The sequence below is a fragment of the Corynebacterium sp. genome (genome assembly GCF_030535495.1).
In the GTDB taxonomy this organism is placed as follows: domain Bacteria; phylum Actinomycetota; class Actinomycetes; order Mycobacteriales; family Mycobacteriaceae; genus Corynebacterium.
Genome location: NZ_JAUNRW010000168.1, coordinates 1 through 2,840, shown reverse-complemented (window position 1 = coordinate 2,840; position 2,840 = coordinate 1). Strand labels below are relative to the sequence as shown.

Annotated in this window: 3 protein-coding genes; all 3 read right to left on the bottom strand. The window is 69.9% G+C overall.

What is annotated here, in order from left to right; all coding sequences use genetic code 11:
- A partial coding sequence (locus Q4F73_RS12215) for an alpha/beta fold hydrolase (protein ID WP_303359610.1) occupies window positions 1–652 on the bottom strand: 652 nt, incomplete at its 3' end.
- A 3-nt stretch (window positions 653–655) separates the two neighbouring features.
- On the bottom strand, window positions 656–1,879 hold the full coding sequence (locus tag Q4F73_RS12210; protein WP_303359611.1) for an acetyl-CoA C-acetyltransferase: 1,224 nt from the start codon (window positions 1,877–1,879) through the stop codon (window positions 656–658).
- A gap of 21 nt (window positions 1,880–1,900) precedes the next feature.
- Window positions 1,901–2,677 carry an IclR family transcriptional regulator C-terminal domain-containing protein gene (locus Q4F73_RS12205; protein ID WP_303359609.1) on the bottom strand — a complete coding sequence of 259 codons (777 nt, stop codon included), beginning with the start codon at window positions 2,675–2,677 and terminating at the stop codon, window positions 1,901–1,903.
- Window positions 2,678–2,840 lie beyond the last annotated feature (163 nt).

The following is a 2,840-nucleotide window of genomic DNA, read 5'->3' as shown; positions in this document are numbered from 1 at the left end:
TCGCCTGCAGCGCTGCCGGCGGGGTCGACTGGTCATCGGAGGCGGCCAGCGTGAGCACCGGGACGGTGATCTCCGACAGGCGCTCGCGGATGTCCCAGTGGGCGAGGGCATCGGAGCAGGAGGCGTAGCCGGCGCCGCGGGTGGAGACGACCATGCGTCGATAAGCGGCGGTCGTGGCGGGGTATGCCTCCTGGAAATCTGCAGTCAGCCAGAAGTCGATGACACCGTCGGCCATGGGCTCGAGGCCCTGCGCACGGGTGAGCTCGGCGCGCGGGTGCCACTTCTCCGGGCCGCCGAAGTACGCGGCGGTGCACAGGAACGCTGCGCGGGTGACGCGCTCGGAGGTCAGCGCCAGGTACTGCGCGATGGCGCCGCCGAGGGAGAGCCCGACGACCTGGAACTTATCGACGCCCAGGGAATTCAGCGTGCTCAAGACATCGTCAGCCAGGTCATCGAAGGTGGTCTTACCGGGCTCGACGTCCGGGTCCGGGGAGAGCCCGTGGCCGCGGTGGTCGAGGGCGATGACACGGCGGGTCTTGGACAGTGCATCGAGCTGCGGCAGCCACATGTCGGTGGTCGACGCAATGGAGCCGAGGAAGACGACCGGCTCGGCGTCATCCGAAGGACCGTAGGAAACAGAGTGCAGGATCATGGTTTAAGCCTCCACCTTCTCGATGACCGCCGCCAGGCCCTGGCCGCCGCCGATGCACATGGTGACCAGGGCGGTCGTGGCGTCGGTACGCGCGAGCTGGTGGGAGGCGGTGACGAGCATGCGGGCGCCGGTGGCACCGACCGGGTGGCCCAGCGAGATGCCGGAACCCAGCGGGTTGAGGCGGGAATCGTCGGCGGAGATGCCCCACTCGGAGAGCACGGACAGGGCCTGGGCGGCGAAGGCCTCGTTGAGCTCGATGAGGTCCATGTCATCCAGGGTGAGGCCGAGGCGGTCCAGCACCTTGGCGGTCGCGGGGACCGGGCCGATGCCCATGGTCTCCGGGGCGACGCCGGCCACGGCCCAGCCGCGCAGCACGACGGACGGGGTCAGGCCAAGCTCCTCGGCCTTCGCGCGGGTGGTGACGATCATCGCGGCGGCGCCGTCGTTCTGGCCGGAGGCGTTACCGGCGGTGACGGTGGCGTCGGTATCCTGGCGGCCCATGATGGGGCGCAGGCCCGACAGCTTCTCCAGGGTGGAACCGGGGCGCGGGTGCTCGTCGGTGTCGATGACCAGCGGATCGCCCTTGCGCTGCGGCACGGTCACCGGCACGATCTCCTCGGCGAAGATCCCCTGCTCCTGCGCGGCGACGGCACGGCGGTGGGATTCCACGGCCATCTCGTCCTGGGCCTCGCGGGTGATGGAGTACTCCTCGCGGAGGTTCTCGGCGGTTTCGATCATGCCGCCCGGGATCGGGTGGTTCTTGCCGCCGGCGGTCTCGCGGGCCTCGGCGAGGCGGTCGCGGAAGACCATGTTGCCGCCCTTCTGGCCCCAGCGGACGTCGGCGTCGACGGTGTACTCGGTGCGCGACATGGACTCGGCGCCACCGGCGATGATGAGGTCGGCCGCACCGGTGGCCACGTGCGCGGCGGCGGTGACAACGGCCTGCAGGCCGGAACCGCAGCGACGGTCGAGCTGCATGCCGGGGACGGTCTCGCCGAGGCCGGCATCCAGTGCCACGACGCGGCCCAGGGCCGGGGCGGCGCCGTTGGGGGAGGCCTGGCCGAGGATGAGGTCGTCGACGTCCTCGGGCTTGAGGCCCGAGCGCTCCATGACGGCCTTGACCACGGTGGCGGCGAGCTCCTGGACGGGAACGCCCACGAACTGCCCGCCGTAACCGCCGACGGCGGTGCGCAGGGGGGTGCAGATGACGATGTCGGTGCCGGAAATGTCAGACATGAAAGAGCCTTTCTAGAAGAGTTCGGTGGCCGCCAGGTCGGCGGAGATGAGTTCGGCGGTGTCGATGAGCGCCGGGAGGAAGCGGTCGTGCAGCTCCTCCAGGTCGTGGACGACGCTCTGCGTGGACACGTTGACCGCCGCGACGACCTTGCCCGCGGGGGAGTGGACCGGCGCGGCCAGGGAGCGCAGACCGGGTTCGAGTTCCTGGTCGACGATGGCGAAGCCCTGCTCGCGGATGCGGGAGAGCTCGGCGTGGAGGGAGTGGGCGTCGATAAGCGTCGACGGCGTGAATGCCTGGAACTCGACGCTGTCCAGGTACGCCTCGAGCTCATCGGCGGGCAGGCCGGCGAGGATGACCCGGCCCATCGATGTGGCGTACGCCGGGAAGCGGGTGCCGATGGTGATGGAGACCGTCATGATGCGCCGCACCGGCACGCGGTTGACGTAGACGACATCCGCGCCGTCGAGCACGGACAGCGAGGAGGACTCGCCGATGTGGCGGGAGAGTTCCTCCAGGCGCGGCTGCGCGATGGCGGGCAGGCCCAGGCCGGACATGTAGCTGTAGCCGAGCTCGAGGACACGGGGGGTGAGCCAGAACTCGGTGCCGTCGGTGCCTGCGTAACCGACGGTGACCAGGGTGTGCAGGAAGCGGCGGGCGGTGGCGCGGGCCAGGCCGGTGGCGTCGGCGACCTGGGCGAGGGTCTGCCGGGGCCGGTCGGCGTTGAATGTCCGGATGACGGCGAGGCCGCGGACGAGCGACTGGACGTTGGGGGTGTCCGGTGTGGCCACGTGCGGCTCCTTTCTCTTCGTGAAGGCGGTTCGCTGTGTGAACCCTTGTGCATTATCTGAACACCAGTGTACAGTCTGGATCATGCTTGACAAGACCCTCCCCTCAACTGATGCGGCCGTCGCCGACATCCCCGACGGCGCGACCATCGCCGTCGGCGGATTC